This is a genomic window from Variovorax paradoxus (genome assembly GCF_902712855.1).
Taxonomy (GTDB): Bacteria; Pseudomonadota; Gammaproteobacteria; order Burkholderiales; family Burkholderiaceae_C; genus Variovorax; species Variovorax paradoxus_Q.
Genome location: NZ_LR743507.1, coordinates 4437031 through 4451766 on the forward strand (window position 1 = coordinate 4437031; position 14736 = coordinate 4451766).

Sequence of the window (14736 nt, forward strand, 5' to 3'; positions counted from 1 at the left end):
TGCACGGCTTGCACGGCTTGCACGGCTTGCACGGCTTGCAGTGTGTGCTGTGCCTGCTGCGTGTGCTGTAGCTGGTGTGCCCGCCGTGCCTGCCGCATCTGCGATGCCTGTTGCATCTGTCGTGCGTGTTGCGCGTACGGTGCTTTGACCGAGCTGCAATGTTTGTTCAGGCGGTCGAACCCTGCCTCACCGCCGAGCGCAGCGAAGGCCTGTCCAGTCCCGTCAGAAGCCGAGCGAAGCGATGGCGCGTGTCGCTCCCTTCTGGCTGCGCCGAGGAGCGCAGACGTAGGAGGGATCAGGGCCGCAGCTGTTTGAGCGAAGCGAGTTCTGCGGACCCCCCTCCACGCCGAGCACCGCAGGTTGCCCGGAGCGAAGCGCAGGGACGCAGACAGCAGGGTCGCCTTTTCTTTGCTTACTTTCTTTTGGCGAAGCAAAAGAAAGTAAGTCGCCCGCCGGGGCGAGACCCGGCCTCCACCCTCACCATAAAGACACGGGAAAAAACAGCTAACCCGCGCCAACACCCGGCCAAGGAAAACAAAACGGCAACAGGCGAACCAGGTCAAACCGCCTCCTCCTCAAGCACATCCCGCCGAGCACTCCCCCCACCCAACCGATCAAACGCCAGGTAGATCACAGGCGTGGTGAACAGAGTCAGCAGCTGGCTGACGATCAGCCCGCCAAAGATGGCAAGCCCCAGCGGCCGCCGCAACTCGGCCCCTTCCCCGAAGCTCAACATGAGCGGCACAGCAGCAAACAGCGCCGCCAGCGTCGTCATCAGGATCGGCCGGAACCGCAGCAGCGCCGCCTGGTGAATGGCTTCGCGAGCCGACTTCCCCTGCGTCCTTTCAGCATCGATCGCGAAGTCGATCATCATGATCGCGTTCTTCTTCACGATGCCGATCAGCAGGATGATCCCGATGATCCCGATCACGCCGAGGTCGTTGCCCGTGATCATCAGCGCCAGCAGCGCGCCGACGCCGGCCGAAGGCAAGGTGGACAGGATCGTCAGCGGATGCACGTAGCTCTCGTACAGCACCCCCAGCACGATGTAGACGCAAACGACCGCCGCCAGGATCAGCCACAGCTGGTTCGACAGCGACCGCTCATACGCACCGGACGCCCCGAGGAAGGTCATCGTCACGCTGCCGGGCAATCCGATCTCCTTCGCGGCCGCCCGGATCGCGTCGACCGAGGCCCCAAGCGCAACCCCAGGCGCGGTATCGAAGTTCAGCGTGCTCGCCGGGTACTGCGCAACGTGCGTGATCTGCAGCGGCGCCTGCCGCTCGGAGATGTCGGCAATCGCCGACAGCGGCGTGGCGGTGCCGGAGCCCGCGATCAGGTTCAGTTGCCCGAGCGTCTGCGGCGTGTTCACCATGCCGGGGCGGGCTTCGAGAATCACCCGGTACTGGTTCGTCTCGGTGAAGATCGTCGACACGATCCGCTGCCCGAACGCGCTGTAGAGCGCATCGTCCACCGTGCTCGCCGTGATCGAGAGCCGCGCCGCGGTGTCGCGGTTCACGTTCACGAACGCGGCCAGGCCTTGCGCGCCGGCATCGCTGCTCACGTTGCGCACCTTGTCCGAGTCCTGCAGCTTCGCCACCAGCTTCTTCATCCACTCGGTGATGGCCGCGCTGTCCACGCCTTCGAGCGACACGCGGTACTCGGTCGGCCCGGTCTCGGCATCGATGGTCAGGTCCTGCGTGGGCTGCAGGTACAGCGTCACGCCGGCAACCTGCCGCACGCGCTCGCGCAGGCGCTCCATCACGTCCTGCTGGCGGTCATGGCCCTTCTTGAGGTTGATGAGCATGCTGCCGGTGTGCAGCATGGTGTTGTTGGCCGCGTCCACGCCGACGAACGAACTGAGGTTCTCGACGTCGGAGTCTTCGAGGACGGCACTCGCCGCCTGCTGCTGCAGCTGAGCCATGCGGTCGAAGGACACGTCCTGCGAGGCCTGCACGCGGCCCTGGAGCTGGCCGGTGTCCTGCGTGGGAAACAGCCCCTTGGGAATCGTGAGGTACAGCACCACGGTGAGCACCATGGTCAGCAGCGCGACCAGCAGCGTGAGCGGCTGGTGCGCGATGACCCAGTGCAGCGAGCGGTCGTAGCGCACCATCACGCCGTCGAAGAAGCGCTGCGCGCGCGCACCGAATCCGTGGGCCGCCGGGTCCTTCCTCTGCTCGTGCTTGAGCCAGCGCGCCGACATCATCGGCACCAGCGTGAGCGAAACCACGGCGGAGATCAGGATGGTGATGGCCAGCGTCACCGCGAACTCGCGGAACAGCCGACCCACCACGTCGCCCATGAACAGCAGCGGGATGAGCACCGCGATCAGCGACACGGTCAGCGAGATGATGGTGAAGCCGATCTGCGTGGCGCCCTTGAACGCGGCCTGCAGCGGCTTCTCGCCCTCCTCGATGTAGCGGGCGATGTTCTCGATCATGACGATCGCGTCGTCCACCACGAAGCCGGTGGCGATGGTCAGCGCCATCAGGCTCAGGTTGTTCAGGCTGTAGCCCAGCAGGTACATCAGCCCGAAGGTGCCGATGAGCGAGATGGGCACCGCGATGCTGGCGATGACCGTGGCACGCAGGCTGCCGAGGAACGCGAAGATCACCAGCACCACCAGCACGACGGCCAGCACCAGTTCCATCTCGACGTGCTGCACCGACGCGCGGATGCCCGCGGTGCGGTCGCTCAGCACCTCGATCTTCAGGCCGGCGGGCAGCCCGGCCTGCAGCTCGGGCAGCTGCTTCCTGATGGCGTCGACCGTGGCGATCACGTTGGCACCGGGCTGGCGCTGCACGTTCATGATGATCGCGGGCGACAGCCGGGCCGTGCCGTCGGCCTTGTTGCCGGCCCAGGCGGCGAGCTGGTTGTTCTCCGCGCTGTTGACCACCTGCGCCACGTCGACCATGCGGATCGGCGCGCCGTTCTTGTACGAGACGATCAGGTTCTTGTAGTCGTCGACCGTGAGCAGCTGGTCGTTGGAGTTGATGGTGTAGGCGCGCTTCGGTCCGTCGAAGCTGCCCTTGGCACCGTTGGAGTTGGCCGCGCTGATCGCCGTGCGCAGCGTGTCGAGGCCGATGCCGTTGGCGGCCAGCGCCTGCGTATTGGCCTGGATGCGCACCGCCGGGCGCTGCCCGCCGCTGAGCGAGACCAGCCCCACGCCCGAGACCTGGCTGATCTTCTGCGCGAGACGGGTGTTGACGAGGTTCTGCACCTCGGTGAGCGGCAGCGTGTCGGACGTGATCGACAGCGTGAGCACCGGCGCGTCGGCCGGGTTGACCTTGGCGTAGACGGGCGGCGCCGGCAGGTCGGCCGGCAGCAGCGAGCCGCCGGCATTGATGGCGGCCTGCACTTCCTGCTCGGCCACGTCGAGCGTCTGGCCCAGCGAGAACTGCAGCGTGATGATCGACACGCCCGCGGCGCTGGTCGAGCTCATGCGGTCGAGCCCCGACATCTGGCCGAACTGGCGCTCCAGCGGCGCGGTGACGGTGTTGCTCATGACCTCGGGGCTGCCCCCGGGGTAGAGCGTCTGAACCTGGATGGTCGGGTAGTCGACCTGCGGCAGGGCCGACAGCGGCAGGAAGCGGAACGCCACCAGGCCGGCCAGCACGATGGCGACCATCAGCAGCGAGGTCGCCACCGGTCGAAGAATGAACGGGCGAGAGGGACTCATCGGGCGCGGCGCTCGGGAAAAAGGATCAGCGGATCGCGCCGCCCGGGGCGGGTGGCGGGGTGCCCGGCTTCAGGTCGGGCGCGGCCGGCGGCACCGAGGTGGCCGGCGGCGACTGGGGCGATTCGGCCGGCGGCGCGCTGCGGGCGCCGTTGGCGCCTCCAGCACCCGCTGCACCCTGGCCCGCATGGGTTCCCTGGCCGCCCGCGCCTTCACGGCGGCCTGCACCGCGCTCGCCGCGCTCGCCACGGTTGCCGCGCCGCGCACCCGAGGCCGCGCCGGACGCCGGCACCGCCGGGCGGTCGACCGAGGTCTGCACCCGCGCGCCGTCCTTGAGCCGGTCGCCGCCTTCGGTCACGACCTGCTCGCCGGCTTCCAGGCCCGACATGATCGCGACGTTGTCGACGCTCGATTCGCCGCGCGTCACGGTGCGCTGCGACACCGTGCTGTCGCTGTTGAGCACGTACACGTAGTCGCCGTTGGGGCCGTGTCGCAGCGCGGTCACCGGCACCACCACAGCACCGCTCACGGTGCGCAGCAGCAGCCGCAGGTTGACGAACTGGTTCGGGAACAGCGCGTTGTCGGCATTGACGAAGCGCGCCTTGGCCTTGACGGTGCCGGTGGCGGTGTCGACCAGGTTGTCGAGCGTGGCGAACATGCCGGCGGCGAGCCGGCGCGTGCGCGTGCGGTCGAAGGCGGTGGCATCGAGCTTCGCTCCCTGCGCCAGGCGTTCCTGCACCTCGGGCACGCGGTCCTGCGGAATGGAGAACTCGACGTCGATCGGCGCGATCTGCGTGATGGTCGCCACGCCGTTCGTGGTGCCGGTCGAGATGTAGTTGCCCGCATCCACCGGCCGCAGGCCGATGCGCCCGCTCACCGGGGCGGTGATGCGGCTCCAGTTGAGGTTGAGCTTCGCGGTGTTCTCGTTGGCGCGGTCGATGGCGACGGTGCCCTCGAGCTGCTTGACCAGTGCGGCCTGGGTGTCGACGTCCTGCCGCGCGATGGAGTCCTGCCCGAGCAGGGTCTGGTAGCGCTGCAGCGTGACGCGCGCCGCCGCCAGCTGGGCCTCGTCGCGCTGGCGCGCGCCTGCCGCCTGCGCCAGCACGTTCTGGAACGGCTGCGGGTCGATGGTGGCGAGCACGTCGCCCTTCCTGACCATCTGCCCTTCCTGGAAGAGCACCGCGGTGAGGACGCCCGACACCTGCGGCTGGACGATCACGTTGGCCACCGGCGTGACCGTGCCCAGCGCCTCGAGCTGCACCGGGATGTCGGCCTGCTTGGCGGTGGCGATGCCCACCGTGCTGGACGCCGGGCCGCCTCCGCGGCCGCCGGGGCCACCCGGACCGCCCGGGCCACCTGGCCGGGCGCCGCCCCCCGGCCCTGCGCCGGGTCCGGCGACCGGGGTCTTCGACCGCTGGATCAGGTACCAGGCGCTGCCGCCCAGCGCCGCCAGCAGAACCAGGGTCAGCAGGCCGCCCACCCACCGGCGCCTGCGCACCGGGGGGGGTGTCGGAGACACGTTGGATGGCAGGGGCTCGGTCGGTTTTTCTTGTTCCATGGACGGTGCTTGCGGAAGGTGCAGGTGCAGGGGTGCGAACCAGCGTAGTACACGCGGAATGGTAGTCGGGCAGTTTGCTGGGCCGTAAAGCGGCGGTAAAGCTGTCACATGTTGCCTGCTCCGACGCCCTGGCCGGCCCCCTGGCGGCCCATCTCTGCCCCCCACCGTCCGCCATTCACGCCGCCCGGCTGCAATTCGCGCCGCCCTCAGGCATTCCGTCGCACGCCGGTGGCCGGCGTGCCCGGGCGGCGGCACAGTCTGCCCATCGATTCCCGTCCTGCCCCCGATTCAACCTTCACTTCAACGGAGCGCCACCATGCTGATGCAAATCATCCTTCACACGCCCAAGTGGGTGTTCGCCGTGTTCTTCCTGCTGCTTTGGATCGGCGCCAAGCAGCTGCTGTCCAACAGCGTGGGCCTGACCCGCGTCACGCTGATGCCCGTTGCCATGGGCGCGCTGTCGGTCTACGGCGTGGTCTCCGTCTTCGGCGACTCGTTCGGTGCCCTGCTGGGCTGGGCCGCCGCCGCGGTCGCGATGCTGGCGCTGGTGCTGCAACGCCCGCTGCCCGCCACCACCCGCTACGACGCCGCGCAGCGGCAGTTCCACCTGGCCGGCAGTCCGGTGCCCCTGATGCTGATGATGGGCATCTTCCTGACCAAGTACGTGGTGGGCGCCACACTGGCGATGCACCCCGAGCTGCGCCACGGTGCGGTCTTCGGCCTGGCCACCCCCGTCCTGTACGGCGCCTTCAGCGGCGTGTTCGCGGCCCGCGCCGTGCGCCTGTGGAAGCTGGCCATCCGTACTGACGCCATGTCGGCCGCCGTCCGCCCCGCCTAAGATTCCGCGGCCGACCCCAGCCAACCAGGAAACCGCCGCCATGAACGCCCTCCTGCTGGTCCTCAAGATCTCCGTGACGGTGGTGCTCGTCGCCTCCATCGCCGAGGCGCTGGTGCTGTCCTTGCGCAACGGCTGGCGCAGCTACGACTGGAAGGCGGCCGGCATCTCGGTGGTCGACTTCCTGGTGCGCGAATACCCGCTGCGCTGGTTGCTGCCCCTGGCGTTCTGGACCGGCGCGATGGACTGGTTCTACGCCCACCGCCTCTTCACCCTGCCGATGGACCACTGGAGCGGCTGGGCTGCCTGCTTCATCGGCCAGGAGTTCTGCTACTACTGGTACCACCGCGCGGCCCACCGGGTGCGCTGGTTCTGGTGCACGCATTCCATCCACCATTCGCCGAACCAGCTGAACCTGTCGGCCGCCTACCGCTTCGGCTGGACCGGGCGCCTCACCGGCACGCTGGCCTTCTTCATGCTGGCACCGCTGCTGGGCATGCCGCCGAAGGTGATCCTGCTGATGCTCACGCTGAACCTGCTGTACCAGTTCTGGATCCACGCCACCTGGATTCCGCGCCTCGGCCCGCTGGAATGGGTGCTGAACACGCCCTCGGCGCACCGTGTGCACCATGCCTCGAACCTCGAGTACCTGGACGGCAACTACGGCGGGGTGCTCATCGTGTTCGACCGCCTGTTCGGCACCTACATCCCCGAGCGCGCCGACCTGCCCTGCCGCTACGGGCTGGTGAACCCGATCACCTCGCACAACCTGCTGGAGATCGAGTTCAGCCAGTGGCGCGCCCTCTGGCGCGACCTGGCCTCGGCCCGCTCGCTGCGCGCCTTCGCCGGCTACCTCGTGAAGCCGCCGGGCTGGAAGCCCGACGGGCCAGGCGACACCACCGAGGAACTGCGGCAGCGCGCTGCGCTGCAGGTGGCTCCGCCGGCCGCGCCGACGGCGCAGGCCCCTTCCGATTTCATTCCCGTGCAGTACAACAAGGAACTGTCATGAACCCCACCACGCTGAATTCCTCCCGCTCGCCCTCTGAAGTCGAGCGCCTCGCCCGCCGCCGCGCCGGCGCCAAGATGGGCTGGTACATCCACGCCTTCGTCTACGTGGTGGTCAACCTCGGCCTGGTCACCCTCTCGGCCGCCAGGGGCCACAGCTGGGCCATGTACCCGCTCATGGGCTGGGGCCTGGGCCTGCTGATCCATGGCGCCGTGATCTGGTTCGTGGCCGGCGGCGGCTTCTACGACCGGCTGGTGGAACGCGAGCGGCGCGCGCTGGCTGGCCGGGACCGCGGATGAGCCTGGACACCACCGCGGACGGCCCGAGGTTCCGTTCCGAGAACCTGCGGGACATGCTGCGGCACGGCCTGATCACGGCCGTCTTCTGCTGCCTGATCGCCATCGCCCTGACCATCACCGAAGGCGGTGGCTGGGCGCCGCACCTGGTCTATTCGCTGTCGATCGGCCTCATCAGCTGGCTCTTCATCGACATCACCCGGCTGCTGATGACCGGCCACCGCGAGATCCGCTGGCCGCTCGGCGTGCGGGGCTATCTGATCGTGGTGATCGGCGTGGTCCTCGGCTTCATGGGCGGCAACCTGATCGGCGACGCCTGGATCGGCGCGCCGGCCTTCGACTTTCTCGACTTCACCGGCCACAAGCTGGCCACCGCGGTGGTCATCACCATCGCCGCGACCGTCGGCATGTGCTTCTTCTTCTACAGCCTGGGCAAGAGCAAGCACCTGCAGAGCCAGATCGACCTGGCCCAGCGCGACGCCACCGAGGCGCGGCTGAAGCTGCTCGAGACCCAGCTCGAGCCGCACATGCTGTTCAACACGCTGGCCAACCTGCGCGTGCTGATCGCCGTCGACCCGCCGCGTGCGGTGGCCATGCTCGACCGGCTCAACAGCTACCTGCGCATGACGCTCAGCGGCTCGCGCGCGCTGTCGCATCCGCTGTCTGCGGAGTTCGACCGGCTCGGCGACTACCTGGAACTGATGTCGGTGCGCATGGGCGAACGCCTGCGCTACACGCTCGAATTGCCGGACGACCTGCGCGACGTGCCGGTGCCGCCGCTGCTGTTGCAGCCGCTGGTCGAAAACAGCATCCGCCACGGGCTCGAGCCCAAGGTGGAAGGCGGACGGATCGCGGTGCGCGCGCACCGGGACGGCGGCCGGCTGGTCATCGAAGTGAGCGATACCGGAGTGGGGCTCGACGCGTCCGCCCCCTCGGACGACACCGGCGGCTTCGGCATGGAGCAGGTGCGCGAGCGGCTCGCCACGGTGTACGGCGACCAGGCACGCATGAGCCTGTCGCCCGCGCCCGGCCCCGACGGCGGCGCCTGCGCGACCTTGAGCTTTCCCCTGGCGGCGTGACAAGAAACAAGAGAGCCATCCACACCAATGCAAGCCACCGCCCTCATCGCCGAAGACGAACCCCTGCTCGCGCAGGCCCTCAAGGCCGAACTGGCCGCCGCCTGGCCCGGACTGCAGGTCGTGGCCACCGCCGGCGACGGCCGCAGCGCTGTGCGCGAGGCGCTGCGCCTGCTGCCGCAGGTGCTGTTCTTCGACATCCGGATGCCCGGCCTCGACGGTCTGGCGGCCGCAGCCGAACTGGCCGACAGCTGGCCCACCGACGAGGCGCCTATGCCGCAGCTGGTGTTCGTCACCGCCTACGACGAATACGCCGCGCGGGCCTTCGAGGCCCAGGCCATCGACTACGTGCTGAAGCCCGTCCAGCCCGAGCGGCTGCGCAGGACCGTCGCGCGGCTGCAGCAGGCGCTGGCGGCCCACGCGCCTTCGCCCACGCCGGCCATGGCCGACGAAGCACTCGAACGCACACTCGGCCAATGGCGCCAGGTGCTGGCTGCTGCGGGTGCCGGCGCGGCTGCCGCGGCACCGGCGGCCGCGCCGCTGCGCATCATTGCGGCCAGCGACGCCGGCGGCAGCACGGTGCGCATGGTGCCGATCGACGAAGTGCTGTATTTCGAGGCGGCCGACAAATACCTTCGCGTGCTCACCACCGCGCACGAGTACCTGATCCGCACACCGCTCAAGCAGTTGCTGCCTCAGCTCGACGCCGACACCTTCTGGCAGGTGCACCGTGCGGTGGTGGTGCGCAGCGCGGCCATCGAGTCGGTGCATCGCGACGACGCCGGCAAGATGCACCTGGCGCTGCGCGGGCGGGCCGAGAAGATCCCGGTGAGCCGGCTGTACGCCCACCTGTTTCGCGCCATGTGAAATGGCGGGCGCGCAGTGCCCATAAAAAAAGCCGGCCCCTCAGGAGCCGGCTTTTTCATTCAGTCACAAACGGTGTGGCAGATCAGCGCCAGTGGCCGTGGCCGCGGTAGTAGCCGCGCGGGCCGTAATAGGCCGGGGGACCGTAGTAGACCGGGGCCGGACGGTAATACACCGGCGGCGGGCGGTAGTAGACGGGCGGCGGCGGTGCGTAGTACACGGGGGCCTGCGGCACGTAGACCGGAGCCGGAGCCGGGTAGTAGGCCGGGGCACCGACGCCCACTGCCACGCCCGGCACACCGACACCGATCGACCAGCTCACGTCGCTGCGGGCGCTGGCGGAAGTGGCGGCGAACAGTGCACCGGCAGCCACGGCACCTGCGGCGGCCCATTTGAGGAAATTGGAACGTGTAAGGCTCATGATGTTGGACTCCTTGAATCGGTGGGCCCGGTCCGGTCTGGACCGCCCATGTGTGTATTGAACGCGCCAATTGCAAAGGGGGTGCACCGGGCAATGTGAAGAACGTTGCCAAAGGTAACGCTCGAGGGGCGCAAACTAGAATGAAGCAATGACCTCACCGACCGACAAGAACGGCGCCAAGACGGCCGTTGCACCGAGCAATTTCCTGCGCCACGTGATCGAGAACGACCTCGCGCAAGGCGCCTACGCAGGCCGCAAGTGGGGTGGATCGCCCGGCAACGCCGCCCATCACGCCGAGGGCATGGCCGACCCGGCCAAGGTCCGCATGCGCTTTCCGCCGGAACCCAACGGCTACCTGCACATCGGCCACGCCAAGAGCATCTGGCTCAACTTCGAGATGGCCAGGGAATATGGCGGCGTGTGCCACCTGCGCTTCGACGACACCAACCCCGAGAAGGAAGACCAGGAGTACGTCGATTCCATCCGCGACGCGGTGAAATGGCTCGGCTACGAGACCTACCTGGCCGACCGCCCGAGCGCCCCCGGCACGATGCAGCCGCACGAGTACTTCGCAAGCAACTACTTCGACTTCATGTACGAGGCGGCCGAATACCTGATCGGCGCCGGCCTGGCCTACGTGGACGAGCAGACCCCCGAAGAAATGCGCGCCAACCGCGGCGACTTCACCACGCCCGGCACCGACAGCCCCTTCCGCAGCCGCACGCCCGAAGAGAACCTTGCGCGCTTTCGCGAAATGCGCGACGGCAAGCTCGGAGACGGCGCCGCCATCCTGCGCGCGAAGATCGACATGGCGAGCCCCAACATCAACATGCGCGACCCGGCGCTCTATCGCATCCGTCGGGCCACGCATCACAACACCGGCGACAAGTGGTGCATCTACCCGATGTACACCTACGCGCACCCCATCGAGGACGCCCTCGAGCAGATCACCCACAGCATCTGCACGCTGGAGTTCGAAGACCAGCGCCCGTTCTACGACTGGCTGCTCGACCGCCTGGCCGAAGGCGGCCTCATCGCCAGCCCGCACCCGCGCCAGTACGAATTCGCACGCCTGAACGTCACCCACGTCATGACCAGCAAGCGCAAGCTGCGCCAGTTGGTCGAAGACAAGCACGTCGACGGCTGGGACGACCCCCGCATGCCCACCATTGCCGGCCTGCGCCGCCGCGGCTACACGCCCGAGGCGCTGCGCCTGTTCTGCGAACGCAGCGGCACCACCAAGTCGGGCGGCTGGATCGACTACGCCAGCCTCGAGGCCGCGCTGCGCGACACCCTCGACCCCGTCGCCCCGCGCGCCATGGCCGTGCTCGATCCGGTCAAGCTCGTCATCACCAACTGGGGCGAACTCATGGGCGGCGACGACATGCTCGACGACTGCTCCGCGCCCGTGCACCCGCACCACCCCGAGATGGGCAAGCGCGAGTTCAAGCTGGGCCGCGAGGTCTGGATCGAGAGCACCGACTACGAAGACGTGCAGCCCAAGGGCTTCTTCCGCCTGTTCCCCGGCAACAAGGTGCGCCTGAAGTACGGGCACGTCATCGAGTGCACCGGCGCCACGCGCGACGCGAGCGGCAAGCTCGTCGAGGTGCAGGCCACGCTGGTGCCCGACACCAAGAGCGGCACGCCCGGCGCGGACGCGATCAAGGTCAAGGGCAACATCACCTGGGTGGCCGCGGCCGACGCGGTGCAGGCCGAAGTGCGGCTCTACGAGCGGCTGTTCTCCGAGGCCAATCCGGGCAGCGGCGAGCTGCTGGACGAACTGAACAAGACCAGCCTGGAAGTGTGCTCGGCATTCGTCGAGCCCTCGCTCGCCAAGGCCGAACCCGGCGTGGGCATCCAGTTCGAGCGGCACGGCTACTTCGTGCGCGACTCGAAGGGCGGCGCCGATGGCAAGCTGGTCTTCAACCGCGCGGCGGGGATGCGGGACAGCTGGGGCAAGTAGGCAGCCGCATCCAGTGATCCGAAAGGCCGGTGCCATGATGGCGCCGGCCTTTTTCTTTTCAGCCCAGGGTCATTCGGGGCGCTTGTAGACCACGCCCAGCACCGCGCTGTTTTCGTCGGTCGTGCAGACGGCCGACCGGCCTTGCGGCCCGACCTTCAGGTTGATCGTGTAGACGCCGTCTCGCGGCGTCGAGCCGCTGTCCACAACGATGGCGCCCGGCGGCACCCGCAGTTCGCGTGAAGCCGCGGTCACGCAGTTCTTGATGCTCGCCTCGGGCGCGCCGCCGACGCGCAGGGAGGTGCTGTTGCATGCGGCCAGCAAGAATGCAACTCCCATGCCTGCGATCTGGATCAGTTTTCGCGTTGTCATTTCGGCTTTCTGGTATTTGCTCGCCAATCCATTGGCGCTCGTCCGCGGGTGTCGAGATGAAGGACAGCCGCTCACCTGCATGTGGCTCGTCGCCGCCTTTTGAAAAACGAGGCGACGACCTTTGAGTCGAAGGGAACGTAACTCATTGATATGAATAAGTTTTCCGTATAAATTTGGACTTATAGAATTTGTACGGAAACCCAATGGATTTTCACGACATCGGCGATGACGCGCGCCGCCAGTACATCGACGCCAGGGCCACCTTCGAAGCGCTCGAAGCCGCAGAAACCCAGGCCGCGGGGGTGCGCGGCGGCATGTACTGGAAAACCGTCAACGGTGTCGACTATCTCATCCGCACCAGCACCCGCAACGCACAAAAAAGCCTGGGCGCCCGAAGCCCTGAAACCGAAGCCATCCACAACAGCTTCGTCCAAAGAAAGGAAGCAGCTCAACACAGGGTCAAGGACCTGGGCGAGGCAGTGGCACGCCATCAGCGCATGAACCGAGCCTTGTTCGTGGGGCGCACTCCGACCATCGTCGTCGACATTCTCGACATGCTGAAACGCGCAGACATCTCGGAGCATTTCACAGTGGTGGGCACCCATGCGCTCTATGCCTACGAAACGGCAGCGGGCGTTCGCCTGCGAAGCGCAGCGGTGGCAACGCGCGATGTCGACCTGCTCTGGGACACGCGCAAGCGCTTCAGGCTGGCCACCCAGCTCAAGCGCCTCGACTCCTCCATGCTGGCACTGCTGCGCAAGGTCGACAAGACGTTTTCGCTGATCGACGACCAGCGCTACACGGCGGTCAACAGCAAAGGCTTCGAGGTCGACATCCTGCGACGCGAGGTGCAGGAGCAAGACCCTCACCCTGCCCAGCTGAGCGAAGCCGCCGACGATTTCTGGGTCGTGCAGGCACGCAACGCGGAACAGCTGGTGAGCGCCCCGCGTTTCTCCGCCGTCGTGGTCGGGGCTACCGGGCACATGGCGCGCATGAACACCGTGCATCCGCTGGCCTTCGCACGCTTCAAACGGTGGCTCGCGCATCGCCCCGACCGTGATCCGCTCAAGTCGGGACGCGACACGCTGCAGGCAGAAACCGTCGAAGAACTGGTGCGAGACTACCTGCCGCAGTTGGCCAATGCGCCGCGCGATGCCACCTAACCATGAATCTGCCGACCTCGTCCCGCCTGATCCGCTTCAACAAGCCCTACGGCGTCCTCAGCCAGTTCACCCCCGAGGGCCGCTGGCGTGGCCTGAAGGATTTCATCGACATCCCGGGCGTCTACGTCGCCGGCCGGCTCGACGCCGACAGCGAGGGCCTGCTGCTGCTCACCGACGACGGCAAGCTGCAGGCGCGCATTGCCGATCCGCGTTTCAAGATGGAGAAGATCTACTGGGTGCAGGTGGAAGGCGTGCCCACCGAAGAGGCGCTCGCAGCGCTGCGCAGCGGCGTACAGCTCAACGACGGCCCCACGCGTCCGGCCAGGGCCCGGCTGCTCGATCCACCGCCTGCCGTGTGGAACAGGGAGCCGCCGATCCGCGAACGCAAGAGCATTCCCACCGCGTGGCTGGAACTGGCGATCAGCGAAGGCCGCAACCGGCAGGTGCGGCGCATGACGGCCGCCGTCGGGCTGCCGACACTGCGCTTGATCCGCGCCGCCATCGGGCCGCATACGCTCGACGGACTGGCGCCCGGAACCTGGCTGGACTGACGGGCATCGACGCCGCCACCGAAAGAACCCTCATCGAACTCATCCCATGCACAAGACACTTCCCATTTCCGATCTCTCCTCCCTCGCACTGAGCCGCCGCGGCGCGGTGCTCGGCACCCTGGGCTGGCTCGCGCTGACGGCCACGAACGCAGGCGCGGCAGCACCCGCGAAGACGAAGAAGAAGCCGGCTGCGCCCGACGTCTGGCCTCACGCCTCGCAGGTGCCCGGCGGCGTGGCGCGCCTGTCGCTCGGCCCTTCGGCCAGACGGCCGCAGGCCTTCGCGGGCGAGGTGCCGGTGCTGGTTGTCGGCGACCCGATCGAGTGGACCGCGCTGGTCGGCATTCCGCTCGCGGCGGAACCCGGCGAGGCCGGCATCACGGTGCGCGCCGAAGGCAAGCCCGAACGCCAGGTCGCCTACACCGTGTCGCCCAAGCAGTACCGCGAGCAGCGCCTGACCGTAGCGCCGCGCACGGTCGACCTCTCGCCCGAAGACGAGGCCCGCTACGTCAAGGAGCGCGACCACCTGAGCGGCGTGATGGCCACCCTCAGCGACATGCGCCCCGACGCCGCGCTGCAGATGCGCGTGCCCGTGCCGGGACGCCGCTCCAGTTCCTTCGGCCTGCGCCGAGTGTTCAACGGCCAGTCGCGCAATCCGCACAGCGGCATGGACATCGCCGCCGGCACCGGCACGCCGGTGCTCGCACCGCTGCCGGGCAAGGTGATCGACACGGGCGACTACTTCTTCAATGGCGGCACCGTGTGGATGGACCATGGCGGCGGGCTGCTGACGATGTACTGCCACCTGAGCCGTGTCGACGTGAAGGTGGGCGATGTGCTCAAGCCCGGCGAAGCGCTGGCCGCGGTGGGCGCGACGGGTCGGGTGACGGGGCCGCATCTGCATTGGTCGGTGATGCTGAACCGGGCGATGGTGGATCCGGCGTTGTTCATCGCGGCTTGA

At 67.9% G+C, this 14736-nt stretch carries 13 protein-coding genes; 9 read left to right on the forward strand and 4 right to left on the reverse strand.

Annotated elements, in window-relative coordinates:
- Positions 1 to 559: 559 nt before the first annotated feature.
- Both AACL56_RS20625 and AACL56_RS20630 read right to left on the reverse strand, forming a co-directional pair.
- On the reverse strand, positions 560 to 3679 hold the full coding sequence (locus AACL56_RS20625; protein WP_339091665.1) for an efflux RND transporter permease subunit: 3120 nt from the start codon (positions 3677 to 3679) through the stop codon (positions 560 to 562).
- Between the two features lie 25 nt (positions 3680 to 3704).
- Positions 3705 to 5195, reverse strand: a complete 1491-nt coding sequence (locus tag AACL56_RS20630; protein WP_425337035.1) for an efflux RND transporter periplasmic adaptor subunit — start codon at positions 5193 to 5195, stop codon at positions 3705 to 3707.
- Positions 5196 to 5550: 355 nt separating this feature from the next.
- Here AACL56_RS20630 and AACL56_RS20635 point away from each other — a divergent pair, with 355 nt between their 5' ends.
- Genes AACL56_RS20635 through AACL56_RS20655 form a run of 5 tightly spaced genes read left to right on the forward strand, consistent with a single transcriptional unit; the run spans position 5551 to position 9314 of the window.
- The gene (locus AACL56_RS20635; protein ID WP_339091667.1) at positions 5551 to 6072 is read left to right on the forward strand and encodes a DUF6622 family protein; all 522 of its coding nucleotides are present in this window, start codon (positions 5551 to 5553) and stop codon (positions 6070 to 6072) included.
- Positions 6073 to 6112: 40 nt separating this feature from the next.
- Positions 6113 to 7078: a sterol desaturase family protein gene (locus AACL56_RS20640; protein ID WP_339091668.1), complete on the forward strand. Its 966-nt coding sequence runs from the start codon at positions 6113 to 6115 to the stop codon at positions 7076 to 7078.
- The gene (locus AACL56_RS20645; RefSeq protein ID WP_339091669.1) at positions 7075 to 7374 is read left to right on the forward strand and encodes a 2TM domain-containing protein; all 300 of its coding nucleotides are present in this window, start codon (positions 7075 to 7077) and stop codon (positions 7372 to 7374) included. Before AACL56_RS20640 ends, AACL56_RS20645 begins: the two co-directional genes overlap by 4 nt.
- Entirely contained in the window at positions 7371 to 8450 is a 1080-nt protein-coding gene (locus AACL56_RS20650; protein WP_339091670.1) for a sensor histidine kinase, read from the forward strand. The genes AACL56_RS20645 and AACL56_RS20650 overlap by 4 nt, the downstream gene beginning before the upstream one ends.
- Before the next feature lie 27 nt (positions 8451 to 8477).
- Positions 8478 to 9314: a LytR/AlgR family response regulator transcription factor gene (locus AACL56_RS20655; protein WP_339091671.1), complete on the forward strand. Its 837-nt coding sequence runs from the start codon at positions 8478 to 8480 to the stop codon at positions 9312 to 9314.
- Positions 9315 to 9396: 82 nt separating this feature from the next.
- Here the strand turns inward: AACL56_RS20655 and AACL56_RS20660 are convergent, their stop codons facing one another.
- A complete protein-coding gene (locus AACL56_RS20660) occupies positions 9397 to 9732 on the reverse strand; it encodes a hypothetical protein (protein WP_339091672.1) in 336 nt (111 codons plus the stop codon).
- 148 nt (positions 9733 to 9880) lie between these two features.
- On the opposite strand from AACL56_RS20660, the gene AACL56_RS20665 reads away from it, so the two are divergent.
- Positions 9881 to 11695: a glutamine--tRNA ligase/YqeY domain fusion protein gene (locus tag AACL56_RS20665; RefSeq protein WP_339091673.1), complete on the forward strand. Its 1815-nt coding sequence runs from the start codon at positions 9881 to 9883 to the stop codon at positions 11693 to 11695.
- Positions 11696 to 11764: 69 nt separating this feature from the next.
- Here the strand turns inward: AACL56_RS20665 and AACL56_RS20670 are convergent, their stop codons facing one another.
- Complete coding sequence (locus AACL56_RS20670; RefSeq protein ID WP_339091674.1) at positions 11765 to 12064, reverse strand: hypothetical protein; 300 nt, start codon at positions 12062 to 12064, stop codon at positions 11765 to 11767.
- A 203-nt stretch (positions 12065 to 12267) separates the two neighbouring features.
- Between AACL56_RS20670 and AACL56_RS20675 the strand changes: the two genes are divergently transcribed.
- From AACL56_RS20675 to AACL56_RS20685, 3 genes are read left to right on the forward strand one after another with little or no spacing between them, the layout of a single operon-like run.
- Positions 12268 to 13227 carry a GSU2403 family nucleotidyltransferase fold protein gene (locus tag AACL56_RS20675; RefSeq protein WP_339091675.1) on the forward strand — a complete coding sequence of 320 codons (960 nt, stop codon included), beginning with the start codon at positions 12268 to 12270 and terminating at the stop codon, positions 13225 to 13227.
- Between the two features lie 2 nt (positions 13228 to 13229).
- Positions 13230 to 13778, forward strand: coding sequence for a pseudouridine synthase (locus tag AACL56_RS20680; RefSeq protein ID WP_339091676.1), 549 nt, complete (start codon positions 13230 to 13232; stop codon positions 13776 to 13778).
- A gap of 46 nt (positions 13779 to 13824) precedes the next feature.
- Entirely contained in the window at positions 13825 to 14736 is a 912-nt protein-coding gene (locus AACL56_RS20685) for a M23 family metallopeptidase (RefSeq protein ID WP_339091677.1), read from the forward strand.

Excerpts from the sequence above, each read along its gene's own strand:
- AACL56_RS20625 (WP_339091665.1), bottom strand. The coding sequence starts at position 3,679 with ATGAGTCCCTCTCGCCCGTTCATTCTTCGACCGGTGGCGACCTCGCTG.
- AACL56_RS20635 (WP_339091667.1), top strand. The coding sequence starts at position 5,551 with ATGCTGATGCAAATCATCCTTCACACGCCCAAGTGGGTGTTCGCCGTG.
- AACL56_RS20640 (WP_339091668.1), top strand. The coding sequence starts at position 6,113 with ATGAACGCCCTCCTGCTGGTCCTCAAGATCTCCGTGACGGTGGTGCTC.
- AACL56_RS20645 (WP_339091669.1), top strand. The coding sequence starts at position 7,075 with ATGAACCCCACCACGCTGAATTCCTCCCGCTCGCCCTCTGAAGTCGAG.
- AACL56_RS20650 (WP_339091670.1), top strand. The coding sequence starts at position 7,371 with ATGAGCCTGGACACCACCGCGGACGGCCCGAGGTTCCGTTCCGAGAAC.
- AACL56_RS20655 (WP_339091671.1), top strand. The coding sequence starts at position 8,478 with ATGCAAGCCACCGCCCTCATCGCCGAAGACGAACCCCTGCTCGCGCAG.
- AACL56_RS20660 (WP_339091672.1), bottom strand. The coding sequence starts at position 9,732 with ATGAGCCTTACACGTTCCAATTTCCTCAAATGGGCCGCCGCAGGTGCC.
- AACL56_RS20665 (WP_339091673.1), top strand. The coding sequence starts at position 9,881 with ATGACCTCACCGACCGACAAGAACGGCGCCAAGACGGCCGTTGCACCG.
- AACL56_RS20670 (WP_339091674.1), bottom strand. The coding sequence starts at position 12,064 with ATGACAACGCGAAAACTGATCCAGATCGCAGGCATGGGAGTTGCATTC.
- AACL56_RS20675 (WP_339091675.1), top strand. The coding sequence starts at position 12,268 with ATGGATTTTCACGACATCGGCGATGACGCGCGCCGCCAGTACATCGAC.
- AACL56_RS20680 (WP_339091676.1), top strand. The coding sequence starts at position 13,230 with ATGAATCTGCCGACCTCGTCCCGCCTGATCCGCTTCAACAAGCCCTAC.
- AACL56_RS20685 (WP_339091677.1), top strand. The coding sequence starts at position 13,825 with ATGCACAAGACACTTCCCATTTCCGATCTCTCCTCCCTCGCACTGAGC.